The 14806-nt window shown below is 41.5% G+C and carries 21 protein-coding genes; 14 read left to right on the top strand and 7 right to left on the bottom strand.

All coding sequences use genetic code 11. From position 1 onward, the window contains the following. Positions 1 to 151: 151 nt before the first annotated feature. Complete coding sequence (locus ACO6S0_RS15175; protein ID WP_422349165.1) at positions 152 to 598, top strand: hypothetical protein; 447 nt, start codon at positions 152 to 154, stop codon at positions 596 to 598. Positions 599 to 625: 27 nt separating this feature from the next. Here ACO6S0_RS15175 and ACO6S0_RS15170 read toward each other — a convergent pair whose 3' ends face one another. Both ACO6S0_RS15170 and ACO6S0_RS15165 read right to left on the bottom strand, forming a co-directional pair. Beyond that, positions 626 to 853 carry a hypothetical protein gene (locus ACO6S0_RS15170; RefSeq protein WP_138837758.1) on the bottom strand — a complete coding sequence of 76 codons (228 nt, stop codon included), beginning with the start codon at positions 851 to 853 and terminating at the stop codon, positions 626 to 628. A 171-nt stretch (positions 854 to 1024) separates the two neighbouring features. Then, complete coding sequence (locus tag ACO6S0_RS15165; RefSeq protein ID WP_422349164.1) at positions 1025 to 1459, bottom strand: hypothetical protein; 435 nt, start codon at positions 1457 to 1459, stop codon at positions 1025 to 1027. A gap of 269 nt (positions 1460 to 1728) precedes the next feature. Here ACO6S0_RS15165 and ACO6S0_RS15160 point away from each other — a divergent pair, with 269 nt between their 5' ends. The 10 genes from ACO6S0_RS15160 (at position 1729) to ACO6S0_RS15115 (ending at position 6095) form a co-directional block, all read left to right on the top strand. Next, positions 1729 to 1965, top strand: coding sequence for a helix-turn-helix domain-containing protein (locus tag ACO6S0_RS15160; protein ID WP_422349163.1), 237 nt, complete (start codon positions 1729 to 1731; stop codon positions 1963 to 1965). A 23-nt stretch (positions 1966 to 1988) separates the two neighbouring features. Further along, a complete protein-coding gene (locus tag ACO6S0_RS15155) occupies positions 1989 to 2234 on the top strand; it encodes a helix-turn-helix domain-containing protein (protein ID WP_422349162.1) in 246 nt (81 codons plus the stop codon). A gap of 29 nt (positions 2235 to 2263) precedes the next feature. Then, entirely contained in the window at positions 2264 to 2506 is a 243-nt protein-coding gene (locus tag ACO6S0_RS15150; RefSeq protein ID WP_422349161.1) for a helix-turn-helix domain-containing protein, read from the top strand. A gap of 28 nt (positions 2507 to 2534) precedes the next feature. Next, the gene (locus ACO6S0_RS15145) at positions 2535 to 2768 is read left to right on the top strand and encodes a helix-turn-helix domain-containing protein (RefSeq protein ID WP_422349160.1); all 234 of its coding nucleotides are present in this window, start codon (positions 2535 to 2537) and stop codon (positions 2766 to 2768) included. Then, positions 2746 to 2997: a helix-turn-helix domain-containing protein gene (locus ACO6S0_RS15140; protein WP_422349159.1), complete on the top strand. Its 252-nt coding sequence runs from the start codon at positions 2746 to 2748 to the stop codon at positions 2995 to 2997. Before ACO6S0_RS15145 ends, ACO6S0_RS15140 begins: the two co-directional genes overlap by 23 nt. A gap of 209 nt (positions 2998 to 3206) precedes the next feature. After that, a complete protein-coding gene (locus ACO6S0_RS15135; protein WP_422349158.1) occupies positions 3207 to 3722 on the top strand; it encodes a DUF3124 domain-containing protein in 516 nt (171 codons plus the stop codon). Continuing rightward, entirely contained in the window at positions 3723 to 4334 is a 612-nt protein-coding gene (locus tag ACO6S0_RS15130) for a MarC family protein (RefSeq protein WP_422349157.1), read from the top strand. Between the two features lie 125 nt (positions 4335 to 4459). Then, positions 4460 to 5431 carry a sugar phosphate isomerase/epimerase family protein gene (locus ACO6S0_RS15125; protein ID WP_422349156.1) on the top strand — a complete coding sequence of 324 codons (972 nt, stop codon included), beginning with the start codon at positions 4460 to 4462 and terminating at the stop codon, positions 5429 to 5431. Between the two features lie 123 nt (positions 5432 to 5554). Further along, positions 5555 to 5809, top strand: coding sequence for a type II toxin-antitoxin system ParD family antitoxin (locus tag ACO6S0_RS15120; RefSeq protein ID WP_422349155.1), 255 nt, complete (start codon positions 5555 to 5557; stop codon positions 5807 to 5809). Then, positions 5790 to 6095, top strand: coding sequence for a type II toxin-antitoxin system RelE/ParE family toxin (locus ACO6S0_RS15115; RefSeq protein ID WP_422349154.1), 306 nt, complete (start codon positions 5790 to 5792; stop codon positions 6093 to 6095). The genes ACO6S0_RS15120 and ACO6S0_RS15115 overlap by 20 nt, the downstream gene beginning before the upstream one ends. Here ACO6S0_RS15115 and ACO6S0_RS15110 read toward each other — a convergent pair. Then, positions 6092 to 6649, bottom strand: coding sequence for a hypothetical protein (locus ACO6S0_RS15110; protein WP_422349153.1), 558 nt, complete (start codon positions 6647 to 6649; stop codon positions 6092 to 6094). The genes ACO6S0_RS15115 and ACO6S0_RS15110 overlap by 4 nt on opposite strands. 171 nt (positions 6650 to 6820) lie before the next feature. Next, positions 6821 to 8116, bottom strand: coding sequence for a hypothetical protein (locus tag ACO6S0_RS15105; RefSeq protein ID WP_422349152.1), 1296 nt, complete (start codon positions 8114 to 8116; stop codon positions 6821 to 6823). A gap of 177 nt (positions 8117 to 8293) precedes the next feature. Between ACO6S0_RS15105 and ACO6S0_RS15100 the strand changes: the two genes are divergently transcribed. From ACO6S0_RS15100 to ACO6S0_RS15090, 3 genes are read left to right on the top strand one after another with little or no spacing between them, the layout of a single operon-like run. Further along, positions 8294 to 9304 (top strand): polysaccharide deacetylase family protein, encoded by a 1011-nt coding sequence (locus ACO6S0_RS15100; protein WP_422349151.1) that lies wholly within the window; start codon positions 8294 to 8296, stop codon positions 9302 to 9304. After that, positions 9304 to 10395: a hypothetical protein gene (locus ACO6S0_RS15095; RefSeq protein WP_422349150.1), complete on the top strand. Its 1092-nt coding sequence runs from the start codon at positions 9304 to 9306 to the stop codon at positions 10393 to 10395. The genes ACO6S0_RS15100 and ACO6S0_RS15095 overlap by 1 nt, the downstream gene beginning before the upstream one ends. A 34-nt stretch (positions 10396 to 10429) precedes the next feature. Further along, a complete protein-coding gene (locus ACO6S0_RS15090) occupies positions 10430 to 10771 on the top strand; it encodes a hypothetical protein (RefSeq protein WP_422349149.1) in 342 nt (113 codons plus the stop codon). Positions 10772 to 10868: 97 nt separating this feature from the next. Here the strand turns inward: ACO6S0_RS15090 and ACO6S0_RS15085 are convergent, their stop codons facing one another. From ACO6S0_RS15085 to ACO6S0_RS15075, 3 genes are all read right to left on the bottom strand, one after another. After that, on the bottom strand, positions 10869 to 12380 hold the full coding sequence (locus tag ACO6S0_RS15085) for a M20/M25/M40 family metallo-hydrolase (RefSeq protein WP_422349148.1): 1512 nt from the start codon (positions 12378 to 12380) through the stop codon (positions 10869 to 10871). Positions 12381 to 12778: 398 nt separating this feature from the next. Then, entirely contained in the window at positions 12779 to 13165 is a 387-nt protein-coding gene (locus tag ACO6S0_RS15080; RefSeq protein ID WP_422349147.1) for a VOC family protein, read from the bottom strand. A gap of 96 nt (positions 13166 to 13261) precedes the next feature. Continuing rightward, on the bottom strand, positions 13262 to 14806 hold the full coding sequence (locus ACO6S0_RS15075) for a response regulator (RefSeq protein WP_422349146.1): 1545 nt from the start codon (positions 14804 to 14806) through the stop codon (positions 13262 to 13264).

Here is a 14806-nt window from a genome sequence, read left to right as displayed (position 1 = left end):
TAATTGGTAGCAAATTTTTTGTGGATGGCAAATCAACCTCCCAACAACTTGTAGGAATGAAAAATAGCCCTATGGATTTTTGTAGGAAAGACAACTTTTCCACTTGGTAACGAGGTGGTTGCTGTGTAATTTTGTATCAAGTCCGGAGCCTATGAACTACCAAGAACTTGACCAAGCCATTTCCAAACGCATGCGCAAATGGGGTATTCCCGCGGTGCGCATTTCTTTTGCCATTATCTTTTTCTGGTTTGGGATTTTAAAGCCCTTTGGGCTTTCTGCCGCAACCGGACTTTTAAAGGCCACGGTGGCCTGGTTGCCCTTTGGCTCGCCAGATATGTGGTTGGTGATCATAGGATGGTGGGAAGTGGTGATCGGGATCACCTTTTTGTTCCAAAAGACCACTAAGATTGCCATTGCCCTCTTGCTGTTACAAATGGTGGGCACTTTTATGCCTCTGGTGTTTCTGCCGGAAATCACCTTTCAAAATGGCAATTACCTGTTGCCTACCTTGGAAGGGCAGTATATCATCAAAAACGTAATGATCATATCCGCGGCCTTGATCGTGGGCGGGACACTCTTTAAAAAACAGGGGAATTGATTTCCTTTTCCAAGAAATGGAACGGGATTAAACCAGCGGAGTACCTTTTAGGCGCTTTTCGATCTTGCGCTTCTTTTCGGTAAGCTCCTTCATAACGTCCATAAGGTTTTGGTCTTTGGTCTCCTTATAGATCTCATTAATGGAAAGTATAAGGGCCTTTGCCTCGCGCGAAGCGGCAACCCTGTCACTAGTTGACATATGACTCAAAGTTCTGCCAATAAACTCCTTTGCCTTTGCTAATAAATCTTCGGTCATTTTTATTTAAAATTAATCTAGATTGACTAAATATAAGGGATACTTTGATATTTTCTACCTATAGGGGTATTCGTTTTTTATATCAAGCCAAAATATTTACCCCAAGAGCCTGCAAATAAAGGAAAAAAACTGTATATAAACCCCCAATATTTTCTTAAACTCTGTACGCTGCTACACCAAATGGCCCGAGGGAAATTTTTCTACATGATGGACATGGGTAAAGGTCTGCGAAACATAGACCCTGAGCTTGGGATCCTTGGCATTGATACGGTAGCACAGGGTCAACTGGTCGGCATCCATGTGCAGATGGCCTTGATCTAAGGGGCTGGGTAGGTGCAACATGGTACCCAGATAAAATTCCTGCTCCGCGGGCAAGACAAAATCAAAGGAAAAGTTGAAGACGGGATTGTCTGCCACCAACATTTGCACCAGGCATTTAGGGCTCTTTTTGCAGAGCATGATACGGCTATGCTGTTTTAGCACGGGCAGAAAGGGAAGTTGGTTTTGACTGTTGAGCACAAGATGATCGGCAAAGATAATTTCCATGCAGGTATAAGGGCTGTGGTGGACGAAGTTTTGGATGGTTGGGAGAATGGGTGTGGGCATAGTGGGAGTTTGGATTGTTGGATTTTGAGTTATCAGCTGTCAGTTAATGGTTAACAGTTAACAGTTATCAGTTCTCGGTTTTCAGTTTTGGGATTTGGGATTTGGGTTTTGGAATTTGACCACAGACTATGGACTTTAAACATTTGACTTTGTATGGAGGTTGGGATTGTTGGATTTTTCGAAACGGGGTGATTGCAAGGTAAAAAAAAATTCCTGTAATAACACTTTAAAGTGCTTTTTTTGATTGTTTGATTCCCCCAAATTGGGACATGGCAAAAAAACTTTCCCAAGACGAAAAGAAATTTCTGAAAACACTAGGGGAACGGATTAGGAAAATCCGAAAAAGTCAAAATTTAACCCAACAGGATTTAGGTTTTCAAGCTCAGGTTCATGACAATCTCGTTGGAAGAGTAGAAAGAGGTGAAATGGGGACGAATGTTTTGAATCTTTACAAGTTAGCTAAAGTCCTAAATGTCGATTTAAATGAGTTTTTGGAAACTAAGTAGAGATGACGTGAATAATTTACCTTATGCCAAAAAATCTATCCAAAGAGGAAGAACAATATCTTATGAAATTTGGCACAAATCTCAGACGTCTAAGAGATGAAAGTGGGATGACGCAGGCCGACCTTGTATTTGAAGCGGGGGTTCATGGAAATACGGTGGGTAGGATAGAACGTGGTGAACGAGCAGCTAACATTCTTCAGTTGGAAAAAATTGCGAAAGCCTTGGATGTTAAGGTTGAAGAGCTTTTTGAGTTTGGAGGGCAAAAATGAACAAAACTTCTTGTTTGCAACTTTGAGATATGTCGAAGCGTGAACGAAAAAAACAAGTGCCGGATTTCTGTATAGCCTTTGGGAAGCATCTTAGGGCCTTAAGAAATGAAAAAGATTTGAGCATTGAAGAAGTCGCCTTTAAAGCAGGGATTGATGCCCAAAACCTTAGAAAATATGAATTGGGTAAACAGGAAATGAAAATATCCATGATGAAGAGAATTGCGGATGCATTTGAGATTAGCACCTCTGAATTGTTAGCTTTTGATAAATGAGGTTAAGGTGTTCTAGCATTGCTGTCGTATGAGTGAAGAAGGCGATCATAATGTTGATTTTCTTGGGCAATTGGCCAATCGGATAAAATCACTAAGAGATAATCGAAACCTTACTCAGGAGGACGCCTATAATGACACAGGAATTCACTTTGGGAGGATAGAAACAGGTCGATGGGATCCCAAATTCAGCACAATTCGGAGGATTTCGGAATACTTTGAATTGACTATAACCGAATTTTTTGCAGAAGGTTTTGAGGAATAAATTGAGTCGCGAAGAAAAGTTGTTTGTAAGAGACTTTGGATTGCACCTGAGAGCTTTGCGGGAAGAGCGAAATTTATCGCAGACCAAATTGGAGGCCATTGCGGGATTATCCAAAAATCAAGTGTGGCGTATTGAGAATAGCGAAGTAAACACCACCATTTCCAATTTGGTGTTACTTGCCAAAGCCTTGGATGTTAAGATTGAGGAGCTTTTTGAGTTTGGAGGGTGATATTAAATAGAAGTCTAATTAAAATATGGTGTTGGCAATAAAGAATAAACTTAATGACCCTCGCTACCGCAAGATCACCCGGTAAAGCTGGGTGCGAGTATATCTTGTGGCATTCCAAGTTTACTTTGTTTAATTTGGGGGTATCATGGCCCCTTTAAATGGGGTATCTTTATGTGGTGGTTATACAGCGTTGAAAAAGTCACCTTAAAATGAAAGCAAAGTACAAGTACATGAGCATCATAGTTGTCATGTTCCTTTTTGGTTGTGAGGAAAAGAAAGGGAACAGTTCCGTTGATCCTGAGAATTGGTCCAAAAGAGCTATTGATATCTCATCTAAAGATTCCCTTGAGTTTGGAAAATCCTATCTGTCCGTTTATGCCCAGATTTATAGCATTAATGAGCATGAGACGCACAACCTTACCTCCATGATAAGTATGAGAAATACGAGTGAATCCGACACAATTTATCTGTTGAGGGCGGAATTTTATGACACCAGTGGCAAATCGGTCAGAAAATATTTTGACTTCCCCATTTATCTGGCTCCTCTGGAAACATCAGAGATAATCATTGATGAAATTGATGTAACTGGCGGAACCGGGTCAAATTTTATTTTTGAATGGAAAATACCTAGGAACTGTCCGGAACCACTTATCGAGGGGATAATGTCTTCAACTATGGGACAGCAAGGATTGTCTTTTACCACGCAAGCCAAACGAATTGAATAAATGGTAGAGATTTTAACAACGGTGTTTTTCGTGTTTGCCGTAATAGATCCAATTGGGACAATTCCGGTTTATCTTGAGGCAACGAAAGAATTTGATTCCGTACATAAAAAGAAAATTGCGGTTCGCGCATCTGCAATAGCCTTTTTAATACTTCTGTTCTTTATTGTTATTGGACAGATAATTTTGGAGGGTATGTCCGTCTCACTTGATGCTTTCCAGATTTCGGGCGGAGTGATTCTGTTCTTGTTTGCTCTTACAATGATATTTGGGGATGGAAAACCAGAGCAAGAGAAAAATCGAATATCGGATTATAAACACGTTACCATATTTCCGATCGCAATACCTTCCATAGCTTCACCAGGGGCGATCATGGCTGTAGTTCTAATGACCGACAATCATTTATACAGTATTCAGCAACAGGCCATTACAACAGGTATTGTATTAGTGGTAATTGGTATTACCAGTCTCATTCTTTTAGGGGCCAATCATTTACAAAAGCGGATTGGTAACTACGGAATAACGGTAATAAGTAAAATAATGGGGTTGATTTTGGCGTCCTATGCCGTTCAAAGCATACTAAGTGGAATTAGCCATTATTTTGGGAATATATAAAACCCCTCTTAGCATACAGTACCTCAGCTACTGCAAGATGAGTGAGTCAAGCTGGATACAAGCACATCTCGTGGCATTCTCGGTTTAGTTTGATTAACTTGGTAGGTGTATTTGGGTTGGGGGTAATGCATTATAAAACAGAACATTATGAAAAGAAGGTTTTTTTTGGAAAAGTTTGTGTGAGCGCTGGGGTTTTGTCTGCTTCACCTCTTATAACCTACGGTTATAATTTTCAGGATGATGGAAGCGTCCCCAAGGCGAGTGATTTAAAATTGTCATTGGCGCAGTGGTCTTTACATCGTCAATTTCAAAATGGGAACCTAAATGCTATGGACTTTGCCAGTATTTCCAGTGATACCTACGGGATAAACGCCGTGGAGTACGTAAACGGTTTTTATAAAGACTCCGGGAAAGACGAGCGCTTTTGGGCAAACATGAAAGAACGGGCGAACAAGGCAGGCGTAAACAGTTTACTAATCATGGTAGATGAAGAGGGTGACCTTGGCGCAGCCAATGACAAGGAAAGAACAAAAGCTGTGGAGAATCATTATAAATGGGTCAATGCGGCCAAAATTTTGGGATGCCATTCCATTAGGGTCAATGCCTTTGGTGCCAGCGATAGGGATACCTTTAAATCTGCCATGACAGATGGCCTTGGACGCCTGGCCGATTATGCCGCCAAGGAAAACATCAATATTGTAATAGAAAACCATGGGTTGTACAGCTCGGATGCCCAGTTGATAACCGAAATCTTAAAACAGGTCGGCACCCCAAATGTAGGTACGCTACCGGATTTTGGAAATTGGTGTCTTACCGCCAAATGGGGAAGCACCAAGGGAGATTGTGATAGGGCCTATGATATCTACCAAGGCGTAACTGAATTCTTGCCGTTTGCCAAAGGGGTCAGTGCCAAATCATACAATTTTGATGATCAGGGAGAACACCCTTCCATAGATTATTACAAGATGCTCAAAATTGTTAAAGACTTTGGATGGAATGGGCATATTGGCATAGAATACGAGGGGGATGCGCCAGAACATGAGGGCATACTGCTTACCAAGGCATTGTTGGAAAAAGCTTGGAACAGCTTGGATTAGGGAGTACCACCACCCCGCGATGACTAAGTCATTTGGATTTCTAAAATTGTTTTCTGTGAGGAGTATAGTTGCAAACACATCAATAATGTGCTATATTGCACCAATAATATTACGTTCAGCGATATGGCTACGGTTAGAAAATCCATCACCTTCACGCATCAACAAGATTTGTGGATTAAACAGCAGATAGAGAAAGGAGATTATACCAACGATAGTGAATACTTACGGGATTTGGTTCGCAGAGATCAAGCCAATCAACAAAAGTTGGAGGAGCTACGGGCAGCAATTCAAACGGGTTTGGATAGTGGGATGAGTGACAAAACTGTTGAGGAAATTTGGAAGGAAGCGGAGGAGCGTCATGCCAAAAAGAATTCCTGAATTTCAATTGACCAAAGCCGCAGAATTGGACATTGCATCCATAGCGGAATATACCATTCATAAGTTCGGGATCAATCAGGCCCGCAAATACCGAAATGGACTCATTGAAACCTGTACTTTGCTGGCGTCCAATCCCAAATTGGGTTTGACCTTTTTTCTAGGGAGTCAAGTTGAGTTAAAAAGATTTCGCTTTGAGGCCCATATGATTTTCTACAAAGAAACTGCAACGGGAATTTTAATTATAAGAGTACTTGGAGGAATGATGAATTTTAAACAACATTTTTAGGGTTTAGCTTCATATAGTTCTATGGCCTTAACATAATTGATGGCCCCGACCATGGTCATATCATAGATAAACCCGTCAAGTCTTGGGTGTTTTTGCTGGATCCAACTGACCAAGGAATCCCGTTCTTTTTGCCAAATATCCCAGTCTGTTCCAGGGCATTCCCCCGATTCAATTTTGGAAATTTTTCCAGAATCAAAAGAGATGGTAAACTGACAGGTCAACGGATTGTTCTTTAAAAACCTATAACGTACGGATTCTGAAGTCACCTTGACTATAACCTCATGGTCAGCTTCATCCAATTGAACTATGGCATAGGAGGTTTTAAAAATGGAATCCCATTTAAAAAATTCATAGAAACTTTCATGGGTATAAGGGGTAACATAATCTCCGGATGTAAGGGTAAGGGTGTCATTGATCAATGCTTTTATTTTTTGGTAATCCCCTTCCTCAAAAGCTTGGTAATATTTGGTGATAACTTCTTGACGTGTCGGTTTGTTCTGGTTGCAGCTAGCTGATAACAGCAGGAGGAATAGAATACTAAGGGTATTTTTCATTAGGGTGTAATTGGATTTTGCTTAAGATTTTTGTTGAGTCCTCTCCTTGGCCTGAAATAATTCAGCTGGATTAGCAAACTTCTTGTTTTACATAATCTTCAAGGTTGGAAACCACCCATGACTAACCGGCGATAACATAAATGTGGTTGTTTGTAATGCACTTTAAAAATTCTACTCTTTATAAACCACTTGGGTTGGGTCAAATCTCCATACATAACCGTTCAACCCAAATTCGCCTTCATTGAAAAATAGGTAACTGTAATTTTTACCATCTACTTGGCCAATATGGCTAGTGCTTTTGAAGGGAACAGGAAATGGTTGCAATTCCTTCCACTCAAAAGTGTCTAGATTGAACTCATAAATATCAAGGAAATTTACCGAACCCGGATCACGATATCTTAAATTAAGACCTATATATGCCTTATTATCTTGGACAAAGCTGACAATATCATCGTTTGTCAGATTCTGATCTATTTGATTTCCAGGGTAATTTGCTACTACACTAAAGGTGCCATTGGTTTTATCGAACTGTAGTATTTCATATTCACGGTTTATAATAAAAATATCGGTGTCTGTTTGAAACTTTGACCGGAGATCTGTTGTATAATATTCATCCCCTACGAAAGTGAAATTGGAATCGCCGGGGGTATAGCTAAAACTCCAACTATTGTCAAACGTATATCCAATACCATCCAATTGGCCGCTAAAATACCCGGCATTGGAAAGAATATCGGTCACTTTTTCCCAGGTATCCAAAGTTGGGTCATATTTATACAAATCACTATGATAAGCACTTTTTACATAGGCAGAGCCTTCAAGGTCAAAAATGGTGTAGCCTGAAACTGTGTTTCCTGTTTTTGGAAAGTTGGATTTTTGCTCTACCGACCCGTCTTCATTGATTAAGAAAAAACTCCCTTCTTGAAGCAACATGTACGGATTCCCATCAACCGTAACGCCATAAGAATTATATCGGTTTATAATGCCTGAAGGAACAACGGACCACGGAGACATGGGATAATTCCTTGTTGCGGTAATGCTTTCGGGATTGCTGAAGCAAGTACTCCCTTCTATGGTTGCAAATCCCACAATCTCGTAATCAAAACCGCTAATTAAATTTTCAATGGTAAGAACAAAATCTGAAGTGGCCGATTGGGAGATATCCATTTTAACCTCTTCAGAATCATAGATTCTAGTAATTGTAAATCCGAATTCTTCCGCATTTTCCAAGGACAGATTTTCTGGTAGTTCTAAATGAATGGACAACCCTTGATCACTATAAGCTCCAATCGTTGGCTTAAGATTATCATTTGCTTCACAAAAAGAAATTGTGGTTGGTTCAGGTTCGTCATCTGAACTAGTGTTATCAGGATTTTCATTCGTTGGGGTTGCCTCGTCAGAGGCACTATCACTACTACAAGAATATGTGAGAAACAAAAGTGCCAACAAAACTGGTTTAACTAATTTCATGCTGAAGTTTAAAAGATTGTGCAAGGATAATATTATGGGATAAGATTCCAAATTAAAACCGCCGAAACTATCATTTCTTTTGCTAAAATATTGCCTATTACTATAGGATTGGTCAATCCTCCATTTTATGAAGTGTTTATTAAGATCTTGAGTTGCTCCAAACTTTGAACCCATAAAATGACGTATCTTTATAAGGAGTTGTATGCCTCTCCGCCCACCATGAAATTGACCCACATTACTTTATGTTTAATAACCATCCTGCTGTTTGGATGTAAAAACCCAAATTCAAGACAAACGGAAAAGGATGCTCTTACTGTCCAAAGTAAGGAAGCCCCAATGGTTAGTTTTACTTTTGATGATGGCATTACCGCAGACTTGGCGGGGTATCCGTTCAAGGAATGGAACCAAATGCTTTTGTCCCATCTGGAAAGGGAGGGTCTCAAGGCCACCTTTTTTGTCACAGGGCAGAACAAATTGGATGAAAGAGGCCAGTTCCTTTTGAAAAGCTGGAACGATAAGGGACATCAAATCGCTAATCATACCTTTTCCCATCCCAACTTTAATGCGGATGCCAATACGGCCCAAATGTTTGCCGATCAATTGTTGCGCACGGATTCCGTAATTTCAAAATTTGGGAACAGTTCCAAGTTGTTCCGATTTCCATATTTAAAGGAGGGGCAAAACCCGGCCAAGGTGGACAGCATTAGAAATGTCCTTGCCCAAAACGGCTATCGAAATGGGTATGTCACTATTGATGCTTCGGATTGGTATGTCAACAGCCGTTTGATCAAAAAAATCAAGGCAAATGGAGTTTCGGATACACAGTTTGACGCATTTCGCAACTTTTATGTACAGCATATTTTGGAACGTGCTGCGTATTACGAAAATCTGTCCTATGAAATAAACGGAAGGCATATAAAACATACGTTGCTGCTGCACCATAACCTGACGTCGGCTCTTTTCCTTGGCGATTTGATTGAGGCTTTTAAGGCCAAAGGTTGGAAGGTTGTGGACTCGGACAAGGCATTTGAAGATCCCATTTTTGGGCAAATACCAAGTCCCGATTTTGCCGGCGAAAGTTTGATCTGGTCTTTGGCCAAACAATCGGGCAATTACGAAGACCGATTGAGATATCCTGCAGAGGATAGCCGATATGAAAAAGAAAAAATGGATCAATTGGCTTTGTGATGGGAAAAATGTCTTTTAAACCTATTGTACTTATTGCTGCTGGACTGGTCTTTACGCTGTCATGCGCTCAAAAACCTACCAAAACTGTTGAGGTGAGGGGGGTCTATGGGAATCCCAAACCCCTTTGGGATAAAGGATATAAGTTAAACGAGCTTGGGGTCAATGCCATTTTTGTCCATAGTGGTGCCATTGATCAAGCCATGGTGGAAAGGGCCAAATCCGAAGGAGCTAAGGTATATGCCGAGTTTGCCACCTTGAACGGGAAAAATTATGTGGAAAACCATCCCGAGGCCTGGGCCATCAATGAAAAAGGTGAAAAAGTGGAGGCGGCTACCTGGTTTATGGGCGTGTGTCCTACAGAGCCCGGTTTTCGGGAATATCGCTTTAATCAGCTTAGGGTTTTGCTAGCCAAATTTGACCTGGATGGAATTTGGATGGACTATGTGCATTGGCATGCTCAATTTGAAGACCCAGAACCCATTTTACCCGAAACCTGTTTTAATGACCACTGCGTCAACGAATTTTCGGCATACACCGGTCTGCAAATACCTGAGGGAACCACTTCGGAAAAGGCGCAATGGATTTTAACCCAACATGACACGGAATGGCGCAATTGGAGATGCCAGGTCATTTACGATTGGGCCTTGGAAATGAAGAAAATTGTAAAAGAAGCCAATCCCGATGCGCTCTTGGGGCTTTACCACTGCCCTTGGAATGACGAAGAATACAATGGTGCCAGACGCCGCAATCTAGGGTTGGATTATGATTTGTTAAGGGAAACTATTGATGTGTTTTCTCCTATGGTTTACCACGGCAGAATGCACCGAGACCCCAAATGGGTAGAAAAAAACATCGTATGGTTTAGTAAGCGGTTGGACATAAAAAAGGGGAAATTTCCAAAGGTGTGGCCCATTGTACAGGCCCATGATGACCCTGGTATTATCTCCAAAGAGGAATTTGAAACCGTGCTTTTAGGTGGACTGGCAGGGGAGTCTACAGGAGTGATGATGTTTACGACCAATTCGGTTGCCAAAGATGAAGCTAAAACAGCAGTGATGAAGAAAGTGTATCGAAATCTTTCGGAAGAATGAAACGACGGAATATTGACAAAACGATCAATTAGCTGTGACACAAGAAATTCTAATTTTACAGGAATCTCCAAGGATTGAAGTGGTGTTTACTGAACATGACTTGGAGGTTAGAAAGTCTGGCTCCGTTTTAATCAAAAAGACGAGCTACGCAGAAATAAAAACAGTGGAGTTTATCAAAGGCAATATCCCTTGGATTACTGGAATAATTACAATGGTGGTAGACCTTATAACCGGGCATGGTGTTGGTCACTGGAAAAGAGGAAAGGGAACGTTGGAATTGTGTACAAATGCCCACTCCTATTCCATCGGACTTGTTAACTACGACAGGGAACAAACCCCAATGGTGGTTGAACGGATAAACAATAAACTTAAGTAAACAGACTGCAGCTCCCGCAAGATCACTTGGTCAACCTTGGTGCAAGCACATCTTTTAGTGCTTCCTAACAAATATCTTCCCAATCTGAGGACAGGAGTCACAGGTCCTCGGTTAAAAAAGCAATCATCGCTTTTACGCCCTCCCTATAGTTGCCCAATCTTAGGTTTTCATTCGGGCTATGTTGGTTATTGTCACTATTAACGGTGGTCACAAGGACTGCGGGAATACCCAAGGTGGTCACAAAAGGTGAAATGGGGATGGATCCACCTCCCATTCTAATCCGTATGGGATCCACCGCATAAGCTCTATCATAGGCCCTTTGGAGCCACTGGCCCACTTCCGTATTAAAATCGGTTTGAAAAGAATGGTAGAACACTTTATGGGTAAATGTTGCGATTTTGTCATATTTCATTCGTTCCTCATCCGTAGGTTCCTTTCCAATTACATAGTAACCTTGCGCTTCTATGTGTTTTTGAACCAATCCAATAAGGCGTTGCGGGTCGGATCCCTGTACCAGCCTCATATCCAATTCGGCTATAGCCTTGCTGGGCACTATGGTCCGGGTCTGCTCCCTTACCCATCCAGATTCCATCCCCAGAATATTGAGTGACGGGTATTGGATGGCCTCTTGATAATAGCTCCCAACTTTGTCGGGTTTAACTATTTTGAGCCTGTTTTTAATTTCGGTCTCATCATCTGGGACGGACTTCAGTATTTTTTCTGTTGCCGCATCAATATGGACACTGTCGTAAAATCCTGGAATGGTAACCCTTCCGTCATCGTCTTTCATGGAAGCCAGCAACTTGGATAACCGCAAGGCCGGATTGGGTGCATAGTTACCATAATGGCCACTATGTTGCGGTACTATTGGGCCATAAGTGGTCAATTGCATTTGTGCAATTCCCCGCGCTCCAAATACGAGGGTGGGTTTGTTGGAATTATGTACCGGCCCATCCAGAATGATCAACATATCTGCGCTTAGCAAGTCCGAGTTGTCTTTTACCGCTTGCGGAAGGTGGGGAGAACCTAGTTCCTCCTCAAAATCCATGATCACCTTCATATTGAAATTGGGTTCAATATTTTGGGATTCAATGGCGTCCAAAGCAGCGAGAAACATGGCAACAGGTCCTTTGGCGTCCGAAGCAGCACGGGCAAATACCCTCCAGTCATCCTCGTAGTTCTCAATGTTCTCCCAAGGGATTTGTTCCCAATCGCCTTTTTCATTTTGTTGCTTCAATACGGGAACCCAAGGGCTTTCCTGATGCCATTTTGTATTGTCAACGGGCTGGCCGTCCAGCTGCAAATAAATAAGGACGGTCTTTTGCGCTGATTTTGCTTTTCGTTCTGCCAGCAGAAGCGGTACATTTTCGGTTTTGATCCTAGTGGTGGTAAAGTTTCTGTTTTGAAAAGCATTTTCGCACCACTGCACATTCAACTCTATATCTTCGGGATAATTGGCATCCGAGGGAATGGAGAGCAATTCCCTATAGATGGGAAATGAAGCTTTTGTGAATTTGGAAGCAAGTTCTTCCAGTTCTGCTGATTCCAATTGTTGCGAAAACAACCCGCTAACGCTAAAAAGTGCCAATATCAATAGCAATTTCCTCATGACGTATCCTTTGAAGCTAAAAGTAAAGATTTTTAGTTCAGGTGAACTGAGGCTCTTGCGGTATTTTGGTTTACTAGGCTCAATTCATGGGGAATACCAACAGTTGAAAACTGGTGGCACTTACTTCTTTTAATGCCAACTATGTTGCGTCCCATCATGGCATCAAAAAACACCCATATTTTACATAATTCAAATACTGTGTGATAAATAATCTATTGATTAGGGAATAATACTACAAATTCCGTATATTGATAAATCAACCTTAGAACACATGAACCATCTTAAAAACCAAATATATGGATCAGTAGGAATCCTTGTATTGGCAGCCCTACTTGTATTGGTGATCTTGTTTAAAGAAGGCTTTTGGGCTTAGCGTGCGGTTTCTTTCGCACCAAGTGCTAACCTTCTTTTTTGATTCTCCAGGGAGGATTTAATCTATTTTCCCCACCATAAAACAGAATCAATTGATTTCCGTCAGGGTCCTTTAATCGGGCTTCCCTCCAAAGCCAACGTTGATCAGCAGGCTTTGAGTCAAATGCTATGCCCTTTCGGATCAAACCATCAACATGGGCATCCAAATCTTCGCACTCAAAATATACATAGATCCCATCGCCATTGGGCAGCTCTTCTGTGTGGTGAATGGAGAAGGTGGAGTTTCCATCCGGACATTCAAATCTCGCATAGTGGGGTAAAGCTTCCACAATCAATTTTAATCCCAAGGTCTCATAAAACGGAATGGACTTGGATAAATCCAAAGAAGGAACGGTAATTTGGTTTAAGTTCATAGGTAGGTGAAGGTATTATTTTACTCCCTCACCTCCAAGAAATCTTTAGAGTCTCCCTACATGGAGATTGAAGTAGAACAGGCAAAACTTCAAACCCTAGACGGTACGTTTCCCATTGACCTGTGAAATGAGGTGCTTTAGCATGTTTTCCACAGGCGGCTTTTCATAGACTCCATCAATTCCCGACTTTTTGGAAAGTGCCTGGACTTCATCGTTTATAAATCCGGTTAATCCAAAAATGGGGATTTCAATGCCCTTATTTCGAATTTCTTTGGCCAAATCATAACCACTGATTCCGGGCATGTTGATATCCGTAAAGATCAAATCTGGATTTATGGCCTCTACCTGATCAAGCAAGGCCTCCCCATCTTCAAGCATGGTAATGTTCCCGCCAATTTTACTGAATACGACTTCGGAAAGGGTTCGCATCAAGATATCATCATCAACCACCACAATGTTTAGTTGTTCATCTTTTGATGGTAATTCTTGCTCGGCAAATTGATTGGAAATTGGCTCCAAGGTTCCCAACTCCCGGATGGGAATTTCAATGGTAAAGCAGGAACCCACCCCAACCTTACTGGTCACGGTTATTTCTGCTTGGTGGGCATCCACAATTTTCTTGACGATCATAAGCCCCAGTCCTGTACTTTTCTCACCAGCCGTGGACTTTACAGACGTTTTGGCAAAGGGATCAAACAAAGTGACAATTTCGTTTTTCGGAATGCCTTGCCCTTCATCCTCGAGGGAAATCACGAGATGGTCATCTTTTTGATAGGCCTTCAAATGGATGGAGGTACCCTCGTGTGAAAACTTGATGGCGTTGGTGATCAGATTGTTGAAGACCTGGTTCATCTTGTTGCGGTCAAAAGCTGTTTGAAGTCCATTGACCTGAATATCGCCAATGAGACTGATCTTCTTGTTATTGGCAAATACTTGGTTGAACTGGATATTGTTTTCCAAAAAATAGCCTACATCCACCATTTCCTCTTCAAGATCCATATTTCCAGATTCAATTTTACTGACATCCAAAAATTCATTGACCAGGTTTTGGGCAAATTTGGTGGAAACGAAAATGTTTTCCAGTTCCTGGATTTTGGCGGGATCCGTAAGGACAGGCTCCAATTCGTTTAGCAGGGATTTGGAATAAAACTCGATTATGGCCAGAGGATTTCTGATATCATGTGCCGCAATGCCCAGGAATTTATTTTTGAGTTGGTTCAGTGTATCCAGTTCTTGATACTGGTGTTCCAAGGTTCTTTTTTGATTGTAGAGGGTGACAAAAATGTCCACTTTGGCCGCAACGATTTCTGGATCTAAGGGTTTGTACAGATAGTCCACAGCGCCTTCAGAATACCCTTTGATCACGTATTTTTTTTCTTTATTGATGGCGGTGGCAAAGATGACCGGTACGTTTTGGGTGTTCTTTTTGCTCCTAAATATTTCCACGAACTCAAAACCGTTCATCTCTGGCATTTGAACATCCGTGATGACCAATGCAAATTCGTGCTTTCGTGCCAATTTTAAAGCTTCATTTCCGCTTGTGGCCGAAATTATTTCCCGGTCCTCCCTTTCAATAATCTGTTCCAGGGAATATAAATTTTCCACTAGATCATCTACAATAAGAATTTTTGCTTTGTCCAT

It is taken from the genome of Flagellimonas sp., assembly GCF_965233845.1.
Lineage (GTDB): Bacteria > Bacteroidota > Bacteroidia > Flavobacteriales > Flavobacteriaceae > Flagellimonas.
This window is presented reverse-complemented; position numbering and strand designations above follow the sequence as displayed.